This window comes from Bradyrhizobium sp. WYCCWR15520 (genome assembly GCF_056174665.1).
The window spans coordinates 203,854-216,851 of the sequence record NZ_JBWBWM010000004.1 but is presented as its reverse complement, the minus strand read 5'-3'; the positions used below and the strand labels follow the sequence as shown (position 1 = coordinate 216,851).

The window sequence follows — 12,998 nt, the reverse complement described above, 5'->3', positions numbered from 1 at the left end:
GGTTTCCCCTTGCTGTTCTCTGGCCTAGTACAGCCCCTTGTCGCGCGCCTGGCGGATGGCGAGCGCGCCCATCATGTCGAGCATCGGTGTCGAAAGTCCGGCGGCGCGCGCGAAGGCGGCGGGCGCGCGGACCAGCGCGTCGATCTCCATGGCGCGGCCGAGTTCGTAATCCTGCAGGATCGACGGCTTGTGATCCGGCGCCGGACTGGAGCGGGTCACGCGCTTGACCTCGGGAAAACAGCTTCGGGCTATGCTGTTGGCCTCGTCGAGCAGGCGCGGCACGATGTCGGCAAGGTCAGGATCATCGCGCACGGCGCGCGCGGTCTGCCCGGTCAGGAGGCAGAGAACCGACATCGACATGTTGGTCAACAGCTTTGACCAGATCGTCTCCCTGATCTGCGCGACTTCGGGCGAGTCGATCGCGGCGGCGTTGAGCGCCATGCGCAGCTTTGCGGCTCGCTCGCTCTGGCGGTCGTCGCACTCGCCGATCAGCAGCCGGTTGCGCTCCGGCGAGAGGTTGGCGACCACGCCCGGCGCGACGACTTCGTTCGATGAAAACACCACGCCGCCGACGATGCGCTCTTTCGGGATCGCTGCGCGCAGTCGCCCGGCCGGATCGAGGAAAGCCAGATCCGGCACCGGCGGATGTTTTGGCGAGAGCCCGATATCGTACCACCAGGGAATACCGTTCTGCGCAAAGACGACCGCAGTATCGTCGTCGAGCAGCGGCTGCAGCCCGGTAGCGAGGCTGGAGAGAGCTGTCGCCTTCAGCGTGCAGATAACAGCGTCCTGCCGGCCCAGCGCCGCGGGATCGCTCGATGCACGCACCTTCGCCTTGAACTCGCCATCTCCAACCCGCAGCGTCAGCCCGTTCGCTTTCACGGCATCCAGATGCGCACCCCGCATCACGCAGGAAACGTCATGGCCCGCCAGCGCGAGCCGCACCGCAAAATGGCTGCCGACGGCGCCCGCACCGAAAATGCAAATCCGCATGGATAGGAAATCCTGCTGGGGGAAATGGCCGTGCTAGTTTTCACAAGCCTTGATCGGGCGCAACCGGCTCGCCGCACAGGCTGGGTTGCGGCGCACGCGGCCTTGTCGGCGCGGGAACTTTTGGCATTCGGTCGGCGTTCGCCCACATGCCGTCAAGCTTGCGGCCTAGTGATAATGGGACATGCGACGATGAGGGGACGTGCCATGTCAAGGATCGCCGTGGGAATTGCCGCCATTGTCTTCGCAACGGCGCTGTGCGTGGCGGACTTCGCGATCGCGAAAGGAGGACATGGTGGTGGCCACGGCGGTGGTCGTGGCGGCGGCCATCATGGCGGCGGCCATCGCGGTGGCGGACATGGTCACGGCCATCATTTCGGCGGGCGTCATCATGGCGGCCATTTTCACGGCAGGGCGCATCACCGTTCATTCAGGGCGCATCACCGTTCATTCTCTGCACACCGTTCATTCTCTGCACATCGCATGAACTTTGCCGGCAGCGGCCGCGCGCTGAATTCGCGCGCACTCGCCCGCAGCTATCGCCACACCGCTGCGCTGCATAGTCCCGCCATGCGGGCCAGCGTGACCGCGGGCGCCGCACTGGCAGGGTGGCAATACGGGCGCGGCAGGGGTGGCGGCTGGTGGCGGCACGGCAATGGCGGGTACGGCTGGGTCGGGCCGCTGTTCTGGCCGTTCGCCTATTACGACATCTACGACTATACGCTTTGGGGACCGAATGTCGGCGCGCCGTTCTGGTACTATGGCTACGACGATATTTATGCCGGCCTGTTCGGGCCCTACGACTATCAGGGCCTTACCGGCTACCTGCCGCCGCGCGGTTCTCCGGGCGGCGGACCGGACCGGCTGGCGCTGTTATGCGGTGAAGACAGCCGCGAAATCGCAGGGCTCCCGATCGACCTGATTGCGCAGACGATCGAGCCGACCGAAGCGCAGCGCACAGCCCTCGACGATCTTGCCAATGCGTCGGTGACATCTGCACAGAAGATCAAGGCGGCATGCCCGACGTCGATCGCGTTGACGGCGTCCGGCCGGCTGGCCTCGATGCAGCAGCGCATCGAGGCGATGATATCAGGTGTCGCGACCGTGCAGGCGCCACTGGACAGGTTTTACAGTCTTCTGAACGACGAGCAGAAAGCGCGGCTGAACGCCGTCGCTGAAGAACAGGAACGGAAAGCCGAAAGGCGCCGCAGCAGGTCCCTGGCGCGGCCCTGCGACGTCGCGCAATCATCGGCCCTGCAATGGCCGACCGAGGAAATCGATGCAAGGCTGCAGCCGACTGACGTGCAGCGCACCGGCCTGAAGGCCCTGCAGAACGCTAGCACCAAGGCCAGCGAGATGCTGAACGCATCATGCCGGCCCGAAGAGGCCGCCACGCCGTCCGCGCGGCTCGCCGCCGCAGGCAAGCGGCTCGATGTCATGCTGCAGGCGGTCAAGCAGGTGCGCACCGCGCTTGATGACTTCTATGTCACCTTGAACGACGAGCAGAAGGCGCAGTTCGAGGCCATCGGCCCGCGGCGGACATCTTTCGCCGACAGGGCGGACATGATGCAACGGCGCAGCCGCCGCTAGTTCGGAGGCGGTGACAACGCCTGCGATCCCGGCCTATGGTTCGGCATAACAACATGCCCAACAAAAGAGGCCGCCGAATGACTGCCAATCCGGTTCTGTGGAATCTCGACGCGCGCGGCGTCGCCACCGTCACGCTAAATCGCCCCGAGGTGAACAATGCCTATGACGCCGGGCTGATCGGCGGCGTGCTCGCGGCGATGGACGAGCTTGGCAGGAAGCCGAGCCTTCGCCTCGTGGTGCTGAAGGGCAATGGCAAGCATTTCCAGGCCGGTGCCGACCTGAAATGGATCAATGGCGTGCGGCCGAAATCAACGGAAGAGAACGAGGCGGTCTCGCGCGCGACGTTCGAAGCGGTGCAGCGGCTGAACACGCTGCCGATCCCGACGGTGGCGTTGGTGCAGGGTGGCTGCTTTGGCGGCGGCACGGGGGTGATCTCGGCCTGCGATGTCGTGATCGCCGCCGACAACGCGATGTTCTCGATCACCGAAGTGCGCTGGGGCCTGACGGCTGCCATCATCATCCCACAACTCTGCGACGCCATCGGCGTCCGCCAGGTCCGCCGCTATGCACTGACCGGTGAACGCTTTGGCGCGGAGGAGGCACGCCGTATCGGGCTGGTGCATGAAGTGGTGCCGCTGGCCGAGCTGGAGGCCGCGGGCGCCAAGGCGGTCGAGCAACTGCTTGCCAATGGCCCAGAAGCTTTGGCCGAAACCAAGCGGCTGGCGATGGAAAGTTCATTCGGTGGCATGAGCGTCGATGACGCGGCTTATGCGCGGCTGGTGAAGTTGCATTCCGCGCGGCGGCAGACCAGCGAGGCGTCCGAGGGGCTGGCGTCGTTTGCGGAGAAGCGGGCAGCGAATTGGGGGAAGGGCGCATAAGCTCAATCTCACGCGCTGTATGATGTCCATTGCAGGAGTATCGGATTTGCCATCCAAGCGAATCGCGATTGCCGGGCTGGGCGAGATCGGACGAACCGTGGCGCGCAAGCTGGCGGAGGGACTGCCGGGTCTTTCGCTCGCGGCCATCACGACGAGGGATCACGGGAAGGCGCAAGCCTGGCTCGATCGCGAAGGCTTCTCCTGCCCGCTGGTTACGCTCGATGAGATACCCGCTCACTCCGACCTCGTTGTCGAATGTGCGCCGGCAGCGATCCTCGATCAGATCTGCCGGCCGATGCTGAGCGCCGGCAAGCAGGTCATGGTGCTGAGCGCCAGCGCGCTGCTACCGCGTTCCGATCTCGTCGAACTGGCCAAAGCACACGGCGGTCAGATCATCGTGCCGACCGGTGCGCTGATCGGCTTCGATGCGGTTTCGGCCGCCGCCGAAGGCACGATCCATTCGGTGCAGATGGTTACGCGCAAGCCGCCGAAGGGGCTTGCCGGGGCGCCTTACCTGATCGAGAACCGGATTTCGGTGGAGGGGCTGACATCCGCTCTCTGCGTGTTCAAGGGCTCGGCGCGCGATGCGGCTGCCGCCTTTCCCGCCAACGTCAATGTCGTGGCGGCATTATCGCTGGCCGGCATCGGTCCCGACCGAACCACGATCGAAATCTGGGCCGATCCGGCCGTGACGCGGAATTGCCACCAGATCAGGGTCGAATCCGACTCGGCGTCGTTTTCGATGTCGATCGAGAACGTGCCGTCGGAAAATCCGAGGACGGGCCGCATCACCGCACTCTCGGTGATCGCGGCGCTGCGCAAGCTGACCTCGCCGCTGCAGGTCGGAACGTAATCCCTTTTCTACAGCGCCGGCGCTAGCGCGCGCTTCAATTGCTGTAGCAGCGCCTGCACGGCGGCGGCGTTGACCCGTCGTTCGGGAATAGCCGCCTTGACCCACAGCTCGGGAATTACAAATTCCGGCAGCACGGCCTGCAACGTGCCGTTGCTCAGCGCGTCCGCAACGAGATAGTGCGAGATCAAGGCAATACCATTGCCTGCAACCGCGCTCTTCACCAGCACGTGGCCTTCGTTCGAACTCAACAGCGGGCGCACCTGGATGCTGGTTCGGCCACGCGGGCCGTCAAAAGTCCATTCCGATCCGGTGGGCAGAAAGCTCAGGCACTGATGATCGACCAACTCGCGCGGATGCCGCGGCACGCCATGCTCGGCGAGATAGGCCGGCGAGGCGCACAGCAATCGCTTGAGCGAACAGAGCGGCTCGTCAACGACGCCGCCGAATGAATGCGGGAATGCGCCGATGGCGATGTCGAATCCTTCCGTCACTGGATCGACCGGGCGGTCGATCAGCACGATCTCAAGCTTCAGCCGCCGGTTTTGGGTCTGGAAGGCGCTGAACACATCGGCAAGCCGGGCGATGGTGAGCGAGGTCGGGGCCTTGATGCGGAGGTGATCGACCAGATCGCTGTCCTTCTCGCCCATGCGCGCGAGCAGGTCGCCGACGTCGGCCACCACGCCGCGGGCGCGATGCAGATAGCGTTGACCCGCCTCCGTCAATCGCAACTGGCGGGTCGAGCGTCGGAACAGCGCGATGCCGATCTGGGCTTCGAGCTGCGTGACCCGCTTGGACACCACCGAGGTCGAAACATGGAGCTTGCGGGCCGCGGCCGAAAAGCCGCCAGCCTCGGCCGAGGCCAAAAAGGCCTGAAGGTTGGTGAGCGTATCCATCCACTTTTCACGATTCGAGAAAGCTGATCGCGCAATTTGCTGGATTGTAGTCTGTTGCGCATCAATTCATAGTGCCGGCAACAAAACCAGGGACGGAAAGCCACCAGTGTCGGCCAAAACGATCGAAGAACCCGCGCGCCGGGTGCCCGTCTATGGCGAATATGAAGTTGCCGTCCTCGGCGGTGGGCCCGCCGGCATTGCGGCTGCCGTGGCTGCTGCACGCGCGGGCCGCCGCACGCTTTTGATCGAGCGCTACGGCTTTCTCGGCGGCATGGGCACGGCGGCGGGCGTGACCAATTTTTGCGGGCTGCATGCCAACGTCCATGGCGAGATGCACCGGGTGGTGCAGGGCATCGCCTCCGATCTGCTGGCGCGGATCGACCGGCTCGATGGGCTCAACACGCCGCATCTGATCCTCGGCAAGATTTTTGCGCAGGCCTACGACACCGCCGCCTACAAGATCGCGGCCGATGACCTCCTGGCCGCGCACAAGGTCGACATCCTCTTTCACGCGCTCGGCGCCGGCGTGGTGATGGATGACGACCGGCGCATCCATGCGCTGATGGTGGAGACCAAAGCGGGCCGTCAGGCCGTGCGCGCCGGCATCTTCATCGATTGCTCCGGCGATGGCGATCTCGCGGCCCGGGCGGGCGCGCCGTTCGAGGTCGGCGACAATGCCGGCAGCATGCTCTACCCGTCGATGATGCTTCGTCTCAACGGCATCGATCCCGAAAAGGCGGGCGAAGCCTGGCGGACGATACCGGCGCTGATGGAAAAGGCCGAGGCCGCGGGCACGCATCGTTTCCCGCGCAAGTCCGCGATTGTGCGACCGCAACGCTCCGGCATCGAATGGCGGGTCAACTTCACCCAGCTTGCGCGCGAGGACGGCAGCGCGGTCAGCGGGATCGACCCCGACCAGATGACGCGCGGCGAGATCGAGGGACGGCGGCAGGCGGTGCAGGCGTTCGAATTCCTGCGCACCGTGCCCGGTTTTGAGAAATCCTACATCGTCGATCTGCCGCCGCAGCTCGGCATCCGCGAGACGCGGCGCGTGATCGGCGGCTACATGCTGTCGGGCGAGGACGTGCTTGGCTGCGCCTCGTTCGACGATTCCATCGGCGTCAATGGCTGGCCGATCGAAGCGCATGTCGCGGGCGATGTGATCTTCAAGTTCCCGCCAATCCCGGAATCGCGCGGTTTCAACGAATTGCCGTATCGCATGCTGGTGCCCGAGGGCATAGACAACCTATTGATGGCCGGGCGCTGTGCCTCGATGACCCATGAGGGCCAGTCGGCGGCTAGGGTCTCCGGCGCCTGTTTTGCGATGGGCGAGGCGGCGGGTCTCGCGGCGGCGCTGGCGCTGTCGGGAAATACGATTCCGCGCGACATTGCGGTTGAAAAGTTGCAACAAACGTTGAAACAACAGGGCGCGTTCATCGGGCGGGACCAGAGCGTGCCCGAGGGGTTATAAAAGAGTTGCGGAGGAAACCGGATGTCAAAATTTGCACGGCTCGCGCTGGCGGGCCTGCTCGCGGTGGCGGCAAGCGGGATCGCGCGGGCTGACGAGGCGAAGGCAAAAATCGGCGTGCTCCGGCTGTCGTCGTCGGCGCCGGTGTTCATCGCGCAGGACAAGGGCTATTTTCGCGAAGCGGGCCTCGATATCGAACTGAAATTCTTCGACGCGGCGCAGCCGATTGCGGTCGCGACCACGTCCGGCGACGTCGATTTCGGCATCACGGCGTTTACCGCCGGGCTCTACAATCTCGCCGGCAAGGGCACGCTGAAGGTGATCGGCGGCATGAGCCGCGAGAAGGCCGGCTATCCCCTGATCGGCTATTTCGCCAGCAATAACGCCTATGCGGCGGGTTTGAAGACGCCGAAGGATCTCGCGGGCAAGCGCATCGCGGTGACACAGGTCGGCTCTTCCTTTCACTATTCGCTGGGACTGCTGGCCGACAAATACGGTTTCAAGCTGGCGGACGTGAAAGTGATGCCGCTGCAGTCGCTGTCGAACGCCGCGGCGGCGCTGAAGGGCGAAACCGTCGACGCCGCACTGCTGCCGATTTCGACGGCGCGGGCGCTGGTGGATTCCGGCGGCGCCAAATTTCTCGGCTGGGTCGGCGACGAGACGCCGTGGCAACTCGGCGCAGTGTTCGCCGCGCCGAAGACGATTGCCAACGAGGCGCTGGTCACCAAGCTCTTGGCCGCGCTGGTGCGCGCCGACCGCGAATATCACGACGTGATCCTGGCCTCCGTGAAGGACGGCAAGGCCGAGATCAACGACAAGACAAAACCGCTGCTCGAGATCATCGCCAAATACACCAATCTGCCGGTCGAGCAGGTGGTCGTCAATTGCGCCTATATCGATCCCGACGGCAAGCTGGATGTGAAGAATGTCGATAACCAGATCGCGTGGCTGCAGGAGCAGGGCTTTGTCGACAAGGGATTTGCAGCGGATGCGATCATCGCGAAGGAATATGTGAAGGCGGATTGACGGAGCCAATGCCGTCATTGCGAGCGAAGCGAAGCAATCCATCTCGCCAGGCAAAGGAAGAATGGGTCGCGTCGCTCCTCGCGATGACGGAGCCAGTATCGAGCGCGGAAGCACATGGACCTTATCGCCGACCATATCAGCCATCGCTTCGGCGCCCTCGACGTGCTCGACAAGGTGTCGTTCACCGTTGCCTCCGGCGAGGTGGTCGCGATCGTTGGTCCTTCCGGCTGCGGCAAGAGCACGCTGCTGTCGATCCTCGGCGGGTTGCTGCGCCCGAGCGGTGGAAGTGCGGAGCTGCGCGGCGCGCCGCCGGCCGACAGCCTTAATCCACTGACGTTCGTGTTTCAGGATTTTGCGCTGCTGCCGTGGTGCACGGTGGAGGCGAATGTGGAGTTTCCGCTGGTTCATACCGGCTTGAGTGTCGCCGAACGCTGCGCCGTTGTTGACGATGCGCTGCGCCGCACCGGGCTATCGGATTTTCGTACCGCCTATCCAAAGCAATTGTCCGGCGGCATGCGCCAGCGCGTCGGCATTGCGCGGGCGCTGGCGGTGCGGCCGGCGATCCTGTTGATGGACGAGCCGCTGTCGGCGCTGGATTCGCAGACACGCGAATTGCTGATGGAGGATTTCATCCGCCTGCTCGCCGACGGCGCGATGGGCGCGGTCTATGTCACGCATAATCTGGAAGAGGCGGTGCGGCTCGCCGACCGCGTCGTGGTGCTGTCGCGGCGGCCCGGCCGGGTCCGCGAGGTCGTGACGATCCCGATGACGCGCGCCGAGCGCGGCGGTATCGACGCCCGCGGCCAATTGCTGTCCTTGCAAAACCAGTTGTGGTCGCTGATCCGCGACGAGGCGATCGATGCCGAGCGCGAGGTGCAGCATGCTTGAGCGCATCCCCGCGCAGCAGCAGGACGAGAGCCAGAAGCGTCCGGTCGGCTTCCGCGGCGCGGGTTTTATGCCCGGCGGTGGTCGCGTCTCGGGGTGGATCGCGCTGGTGCTGGTGATCGCACTCTGGCAACTCGCCGGCAGCGCGGGCTGGGTCAATCCGCTGTTCCTGCCGGCGCCTTCGGCGATTGCGGTCGCGATCTACAAGCTCGCCATCAGTGGCGCGCTCTGGCAGCATATCTCGGCATCGGTCGTTCGCATCGGCTCAGGCTGGTTGATCGGCACGGCGCTGGGTGTGATCGTCGGATTTGCGATCGGGCTGTCGACGCTGGCGCGCGGCGTCGGCATCACCTTCATCTCGGCGCTGTTTCCGATTCCAAAGATCGCGCTGCTGCCGCTGCTGATTCTCTGGCTCGGAATCGGCGAGGAGCCGAAGATCGCGACCATTGCGCTTGGCGTGTTCTTTTCCACCGCGATCTCGGTCTATAGCGGCGTCGACGCGGTGCCGCGCAACCTGATCCGGATGGCGCAGAGTTTTAATGTGCCGTTCCATGCCATTGTCCGCCGTGTGATCTGGCCGGGCGCGCTGCCCTCGATCCTCGCGGGGTTTCGCATTACGGCGTCGGTGGCGCTGTTGCTGGTGGTCAGCGCGGAAATGATCGGCGCCCAGTTCGGCATCGGCGCCTTCGTGCTGCAGGCCGGCAATCTGATGCAGACCGATCAGCTCCTCGCCGGTGTCGTGATCCTGTCGCTGTTCGGGCTGGCGGTAGGGAAGGCGATCAACGTGCTGGAAGCGAAGCTGCTACACTGGCGGTGAAGCGGCGCGAGAAGCGGCCCTCGGCGTCATTGCGAGGAGCGAAAGCGACGAAGCAATCCATACTTCGCTTGCGGCACTATGGATTGCTTCGCTTCGCTCGCAATGACGGGGGAGAGACCGTCACATCACCTCACGCATTCCCGCGATCTTCGCGGAACAGATCCAGCTTCTGCTGCACCGGACGGTCGGAGAACGAGAACAGCACCGCATCGGTGTCGGCCTCGTGCGTGACCCAGTGCCAGCTCGGCACCACGAACAGGTCGCGCGCGCTCCATTCGAAGGTCTGCTCGCCGATCCGCGTGCGGCCCTTGCCTTCGATCGCCGCGAACACGGTGGCGTCGGTCGAGCGGTAGCGCGCGGTCTTGAAACCCTTCGGCAACAGCTGGATGAAGGTGCCGATGGTCGGCATCGCGAAATCGCCGGTCTCGGGGTTGGAGAATTTCAGCTTCAGCCCGTGGCAGGCGTCCCATTCGTCGCGCGTCTTGGCCTGCTCCAGCGCCTCGCGGGTGTAACTATAGGGGTAGTTGAAGATCGGCGAGGTCTTTGATTTGCGCTTCCCGTCGACCGGCAGCAGGTTGTGGCCATAGCGCGCAAAACTGTCGCCGGCGGGTTTGGAGAGCTTCTGCTGGTCCTCGTTCGATCCTTCGGCAAAGGAAGCGTCGAAGAATTGCACCATCGGGATGTCGAGGCCGTCGAGCCAGAACATCGGCTCAGAGGTCTCGTTGGAATGGTCGTGCCAGGTCATCGAGGGCGTGATGATGAAATCGCCGGGCTCCATCGCGGTGCGCTCGCCGTCGACGGTGGTATGGGCGCCCTTGCCCTCGAGCACGAAGCGGAGCGCCGACTGGCTGTGTCGGTGGGCCGGCGCGACATCGCCCGGGACCACCATCTGCACGCCGGCGAACAGCGAGGTCGTGACCTTCGATTGGCCGCGCAGGCCTGGATTCTCCAGGACCAGCACCCGCCGTTCGGCTTCCTTGGCGGTGATCAGCTTGCCCGCTTCGTTCATGTAGTCGCGGATGGAATCGAATTTCCACAGATGCGGGCGGCAGGCGCTGCGCGGCTCCGGCGTGACGAGGTCGCCGAGCACGTTCCACAATGCCGAGAGATTTTCGCCGTCGATCTTCTTGTAGAACGCCTCGCGCTCCGGGGTCTTCTGCACGGCTTCCATGGTCAAGCCTCCCGTCATTTTTGTGTTCTGCCGATTGACAGTATACTTACAATATGGGTAGCGTCAATGACCGCCGATCAAGGGCGTAATGACAATAGACCGGGAGGTTCCGATGAAGCTGCATGGCTATTTCCGCAGCAGCGCCGCGTATCGGGTCAGGATCGCGCTCAACCTCAAGGGACTTACGGCAGAGCACCTGCCGCATCACCTTCGCAAGGGCGAACAGACCGCGCCCGACTATCTCGCGATCAACCCGCAGGGGCTGGTGCCGACGCTGGAGGGCGACGGCGGGACGGTGCTGACCCAGTCGCTCGCCATCATCGAGTGGCTGGACGAGACCCATCCCAATCCGCCGCTATTGCCAAAAGATCCGCTGCGCCGCGGCAAGGTGCGCGCGTTTGCGCTTGCGATTGCCTGCGACATCCACCCCGTTCAGAATTTGAAAGTGCTGGCCCGGCTGCGCCAGCTCGGCCTGGCGGAGGAGAAGGTGACGGAGTGGGCGGCATGGGCCAATCGCGAGGGCCTTGCCGCCTGCGAAGGCCTGGTAAGGGACGAGAAGGGGTCGTTCTGCTTCGGCGTAGCGCCGACAATGGCCGATCTGTGCCTGGTGCCGCAGCTCGCGAATGCGCGACGCTTCGGCGTCGACGTATCAGGCTTTCCCCGCCTGCTCGAAGCCGAGGCCGCGGCCAAAGAGATGAAGGCGTTCGCGGATGCGGCGCCGGACAGGCAGCCCGATGCCGAGTAAGCCCCCGCCCATCACCATGGACGCGGTCTACACCGCGCCCGGCTATCTGTTCCGGCGGATGCAGCAGATCGCGGTCTCGATCTTCGTCGAGGAATGCAGCGCGTTCGACCTGACGCCGGTGCAATATGCGGCGCTGGTCGCCATCCACACCCATCCCGGCATCGACGCGACGCGGCTGTCGGCGGTGATCGCGTTCGACCGCTCCACGCTCGGCAACGTGATCGAGCGGTTGGAGAGCAAGGCTTTGATCGAGCGCAAGCCGTCGCGGGAGGACAAGCGCGTCAAGCTGCTCTATCTCTCGAAATCGGGCGCGATCGTGCTGCGCGACATCATGTCCTCGGTCGAGCGGGCGCAGGTCAGGATGCTGCAGCCGCTAAAGCCGGCCGACCGCAAGACACTGCTGGCGCTATTGACGCAGCTCGTCGATCTCAACAACGAGGCCTCTCGCGTACCACTGCGTGCCGAAGACGCGCTCGAACATCTCGGGAAATCGAACTGATGGACCCAGGGCCGGTTCTCATCGCAGGTGGCGGGATCGGCGGACTCGCCGCAGCGCTTGGGCTCGCGCAAAAGGGCATCCGCTCGATCCTGCTGGAAAAGGCATCGACGCTCGGCGAAATCGGCGCCGGCATCCAACTCGGGCCCAACGCCTTCCACGCCTTCGACTATCTCGGCGTCGGCGAAGCGGCGCGTGGCATGGCGGTCTATATCGATCAGCTCCGGCTGATGGATGCGCTGACGGCCGAAGAGATCACCCATGTCGATCTCGGCGAAGCGTTTCGCTCGCGCTTCCGCAATCCCTATGCTGTGGTGCATCGCGGCGATCTGCATGGGGTTTTCCTGCGTGCCTGCCAAAGCCACGAGCTGATCGAACTGCGCGTGAGCAGCGAGGTGGCCAGCTACGACCAGGACGGCGCGTCGGTGACGGCGCGGCTCTCGAACGGCGAACGCGTCACGGGGCGGCTGTTGATCGGCGCCGACGGGCTGTGGTCGAACGTTCGCAAGCAGGTGGTCGCCGATGGGGCGCCGCGGGTGTCCGGACACACGACGTATCGCTCGGTGATTCCGACCGAGCAGATGCCGGAAGATTTGCGCTGGAACGCGGCGACGCTGTGGGCCGGGCCGAAATGCCATATCGTGCATTACCCGCTGTCGGGCTGGAAGGTATTCAATTTGGCCATCACCTGTCACAACGACGCGCCGGAGCCGGTGGCGGGCAAGCCCGTCACCGACGAGGAAGTCATGCAGGGTTTTAGCCATGTGAATGAGCGCGCCAAGGAGATCATTCGTCACGGCAAGAACTGGCGGCTGTGGGTGCTGTGCGACCGCGATCCCATCGAGCGCTGGGTCGACGGCCGCGTCGCGCTGCTCGGCGATGCCGCGCATCCGATGCTGCAATATTTCGCGCAAGGCGCCTGCCAGGCGATGGAGGACGCGGTGTGCCTGTCGCACATGCTGGCGAGCCACGATGATTATGCGACGGCGCTGGAAGCCTATCGCGCGCAGCGTTTTCCGCGCACCGCGAAGGTGCAGTTGCTGTCGCGCGCGATCGGCGAGCACGTCTATCACCCGGCCGGCGAGCATGCCCGTATCCGCAACGCGATCATGAGCGCAAAGACGCAAGGTGAGTGGCAGGGCGATCTGGCGTGGCTCTATGGCGGAACCGGATTGGATAGTTGAGA

The 12,998-nt window shown here is 64.5% G+C and carries 14 protein-coding genes; 11 read left to right on the top strand and 3 right to left on the bottom strand.

Annotated elements, in window-relative coordinates:
* Window positions 1-24: 24 nt before the first annotated feature.
* Complete coding sequence (locus AC0QUY_RS06300) at window positions 25-993, bottom strand: ketopantoate reductase family protein (protein ID WP_475386186.1); 969 nt, start codon at window positions 991-993, stop codon at window positions 25-27.
* Window positions 994-1,282: 289 nt separating this feature from the next.
* On the opposite strand from AC0QUY_RS06300, the gene AC0QUY_RS06295 reads away from it, so the two are divergent.
* The 4 genes from AC0QUY_RS06295 to AC0QUY_RS06280 all read left to right on the top strand — a co-directional run bounded on the left by AC0QUY_RS06295 (window position 1,283) and on the right by AC0QUY_RS06280 (window position 4,311).
* Window positions 1,283-1,477 (top strand): hypothetical protein, encoded by a 195-nt coding sequence (locus AC0QUY_RS06295; RefSeq protein ID WP_475386185.1) that lies wholly within the window; start codon window positions 1,283-1,285, stop codon window positions 1,475-1,477.
* Window positions 1,474-2,580 carry a Spy/CpxP family protein refolding chaperone gene (locus tag AC0QUY_RS06290; RefSeq protein WP_246738511.1) on the top strand — a complete coding sequence of 369 codons (1,107 nt, stop codon included), beginning with the start codon at window positions 1,474-1,476 and terminating at the stop codon, window positions 2,578-2,580. Before AC0QUY_RS06295 ends, AC0QUY_RS06290 begins: the two co-directional genes overlap by 4 nt.
* A 77-nt stretch (window positions 2,581-2,657) precedes the next feature.
* Window positions 2,658-3,458, top strand: coding sequence for an enoyl-CoA hydratase-related protein (locus tag AC0QUY_RS06285; RefSeq protein WP_161851343.1), 801 nt, complete (start codon window positions 2,658-2,660; stop codon window positions 3,456-3,458).
* Window positions 3,459-3,480: 22 nt separating this feature from the next.
* Window positions 3,481-4,311, top strand: a complete 831-nt coding sequence (locus AC0QUY_RS06280) for an aspartate dehydrogenase (protein ID WP_475386184.1) — start codon at window positions 3,481-3,483, stop codon at window positions 4,309-4,311.
* An 8-nt stretch (window positions 4,312-4,319) separates the two neighbouring features.
* Here AC0QUY_RS06280 and AC0QUY_RS06275 read toward each other — a convergent pair whose 3' ends face one another.
* Window positions 4,320-5,204, bottom strand: a complete 885-nt coding sequence (locus AC0QUY_RS06275) for a LysR family transcriptional regulator (protein ID WP_475386183.1) — start codon at window positions 5,202-5,204, stop codon at window positions 4,320-4,322.
* Between the two features lie 106 nt (window positions 5,205-5,310).
* Here AC0QUY_RS06275 and AC0QUY_RS06270 point away from each other — a divergent pair, with 106 nt between their 5' ends.
* The 4 genes from AC0QUY_RS06270 (at window position 5,311) to AC0QUY_RS06255 (ending at window position 9,400) form a co-directional block, all read left to right on the top strand.
* A complete protein-coding gene (locus AC0QUY_RS06270; protein WP_475386182.1) occupies window positions 5,311-6,675 on the top strand; it encodes an FAD-dependent oxidoreductase in 1,365 nt (454 codons plus the stop codon).
* Window positions 6,676-6,696: 21 nt separating this feature from the next.
* Window positions 6,697-7,698: an ABC transporter substrate-binding protein gene (locus AC0QUY_RS06265; protein ID WP_475386181.1), complete on the top strand. Its 1,002-nt coding sequence runs from the start codon at window positions 6,697-6,699 to the stop codon at window positions 7,696-7,698.
* A gap of 114 nt (window positions 7,699-7,812) precedes the next feature.
* Window positions 7,813-8,586: an ABC transporter ATP-binding protein gene (locus AC0QUY_RS06260; RefSeq protein ID WP_475386180.1), complete on the top strand. Its 774-nt coding sequence runs from the start codon at window positions 7,813-7,815 to the stop codon at window positions 8,584-8,586.
* Window positions 8,579-9,400: an ABC transporter permease gene (locus tag AC0QUY_RS06255; RefSeq protein ID WP_475386179.1), complete on the top strand. Its 822-nt coding sequence runs from the start codon at window positions 8,579-8,581 to the stop codon at window positions 9,398-9,400. The genes AC0QUY_RS06260 and AC0QUY_RS06255 overlap by 8 nt, the downstream gene beginning before the upstream one ends.
* A 130-nt stretch (window positions 9,401-9,530) precedes the next feature.
* Here AC0QUY_RS06255 and gtdA read toward each other — a convergent pair whose 3' ends face one another.
* Window positions 9,531-10,571 (bottom strand): gentisate 1,2-dioxygenase, encoded by a 1,041-nt coding sequence (gene gtdA / locus AC0QUY_RS06250; RefSeq protein ID WP_475386178.1) that lies wholly within the window; start codon window positions 10,569-10,571, stop codon window positions 9,531-9,533.
* A 112-nt stretch (window positions 10,572-10,683) separates the two neighbouring features.
* On the opposite strand from gtdA, the gene maiA reads away from it, so the two are divergent.
* The 3 genes from maiA to AC0QUY_RS06235 are packed head-to-tail and all read left to right on the top strand — an operon-like array spanning window position 10,684 to window position 12,996.
* The gene (gene maiA, locus AC0QUY_RS06245; protein ID WP_475386177.1) at window positions 10,684-11,316 is read left to right on the top strand and encodes a maleylacetoacetate isomerase; all 633 of its coding nucleotides are present in this window, start codon (window positions 10,684-10,686) and stop codon (window positions 11,314-11,316) included.
* The gene (locus tag AC0QUY_RS06240) at window positions 11,306-11,815 is read left to right on the top strand and encodes a MarR family winged helix-turn-helix transcriptional regulator (RefSeq protein ID WP_161851351.1); all 510 of its coding nucleotides are present in this window, start codon (window positions 11,306-11,308) and stop codon (window positions 11,813-11,815) included. Before maiA ends, AC0QUY_RS06240 begins: the two co-directional genes overlap by 11 nt.
* A complete protein-coding gene (locus AC0QUY_RS06235) occupies window positions 11,815-12,996 on the top strand; it encodes a 3-hydroxybenzoate 6-monooxygenase (RefSeq protein ID WP_475386176.1) in 1,182 nt (393 codons plus the stop codon). The genes AC0QUY_RS06240 and AC0QUY_RS06235 overlap by 1 nt, the downstream gene beginning before the upstream one ends.
* The last annotated feature ends 2 nt before the right edge of the window (window positions 12,997-12,998 follow it).

Coding starts and splice junctions, on each gene's coding strand:
- AC0QUY_RS06300 (WP_475386186.1), bottom strand. CDS start 993: ATGCGGATTTGCATTTTCGGTGCGGGCGCCGTCGGCAGCCATTTTGCG.
- AC0QUY_RS06295 (WP_475386185.1), top strand. CDS start 1,283: ATGGTGGTGGCCACGGCGGTGGTCGTGGCGGCGGCCATCATGGCGGCG.
- AC0QUY_RS06290 (WP_246738511.1), top strand. CDS start 1,474: ATGAACTTTGCCGGCAGCGGCCGCGCGCTGAATTCGCGCGCACTCGCC.
- AC0QUY_RS06285 (WP_161851343.1), top strand. CDS start 2,658: ATGACTGCCAATCCGGTTCTGTGGAATCTCGACGCGCGCGGCGTCGCC.
- AC0QUY_RS06280 (WP_475386184.1), top strand. CDS start 3,481: ATGTCCATTGCAGGAGTATCGGATTTGCCATCCAAGCGAATCGCGATT.
- AC0QUY_RS06275 (WP_475386183.1), bottom strand. CDS start 5,204: ATGGATACGCTCACCAACCTTCAGGCCTTTTTGGCCTCGGCCGAGGCT.
- AC0QUY_RS06265 (WP_475386181.1), top strand. CDS start 6,697: ATGTCAAAATTTGCACGGCTCGCGCTGGCGGGCCTGCTCGCGGTGGCG.
- AC0QUY_RS06260 (WP_475386180.1), top strand. CDS start 7,813: ATGGACCTTATCGCCGACCATATCAGCCATCGCTTCGGCGCCCTCGAC.
- AC0QUY_RS06255 (WP_475386179.1), top strand. CDS start 8,579: ATGCTTGAGCGCATCCCCGCGCAGCAGCAGGACGAGAGCCAGAAGCGT.
- gtdA (WP_475386178.1), bottom strand. CDS start 10,571: ATGGAAGCCGTGCAGAAGACCCCGGAGCGCGAGGCGTTCTACAAGAAG.
- maiA (WP_475386177.1), top strand. CDS start 10,684: ATGAAGCTGCATGGCTATTTCCGCAGCAGCGCCGCGTATCGGGTCAGG.
- AC0QUY_RS06240 (WP_161851351.1), top strand. CDS start 11,306: ATGCCGAGTAAGCCCCCGCCCATCACCATGGACGCGGTCTACACCGCG.
- AC0QUY_RS06235 (WP_475386176.1), top strand. CDS start 11,815: ATGGACCCAGGGCCGGTTCTCATCGCAGGTGGCGGGATCGGCGGACTC.